This is a genomic window from Massilia pseudoviolaceinigra, from assembly GCF_030846505.1.
GTDB classification, from domain to species: Bacteria; Pseudomonadota; Gammaproteobacteria; order Burkholderiales; family Burkholderiaceae_D; genus Telluria_A; species Telluria_A violaceinigra.
Genome location: NZ_JAVCWL010000138.1, coordinates 1 through 593, shown reverse-complemented (window position 1 = coordinate 593; position 593 = coordinate 1). Strand labels below are relative to the sequence as shown.

Annotated in this window: 1 protein-coding gene; it reads right to left on the bottom strand. The window is 60.7% G+C overall.

Annotated features, from left to right (window positions below; genetic code table 11):
• A partial coding sequence (locus RBA40_RS33450; protein ID WP_306653232.1) for a hypothetical protein occupies positions 1–593 on the bottom strand: 593 nt, incomplete at both ends.

Sequence of the window (593 nt, the reverse complement as noted above, 5' to 3'; positions counted from 1 at the left end):
GCGCCGCTGACGCCCGCCGCGTAAGCGCACCCGACCCGCAGCCGCATGGTGAAGGAGGTCACGCCTTGCAGTATCTCCATCGGGAAGCTGCGCAGTTTGAGCACTGGCGCCTCAGTGGTGAATGTCTGGATCGCACGCGATGTTTGCAGCAGGTATGGGAGTTGAGTGGCGCCACCGGCTGCATAAATCGTTAAGGTGCCGATACCATTTCCAGTGGTGCTAAGAATGCATGTTTCAGCGATCAGCTGCACATAGTCGCCCGCGGTCACGTTCGTGGGAAGTGGAACAATCTGGCTGATCTCGTGGTACTCGCCCGCTGCGCCCGCTCCGGATACTGCCATGGCGAACAAATCCAAGCCGCCATCAGGAGCGGGTTTAAACGAGGTCACGCAGACCTGCGCGCCGCCGCCACTACGCGCGCCGGTCCACCCGTCAGGAATAGGGCCGGTAATACCGTTTGATCCAGACCCCGCGCCAGCCGATCCTCTCAGCGTCGGGTTGGTGTTGAGCGAGCCAATTTGCAGAACAGGATTCCACGTATCCAGCGTGGTGTATTCCGGGGCCTCGATCGGGTAGTCCTTGGACATTGCGTC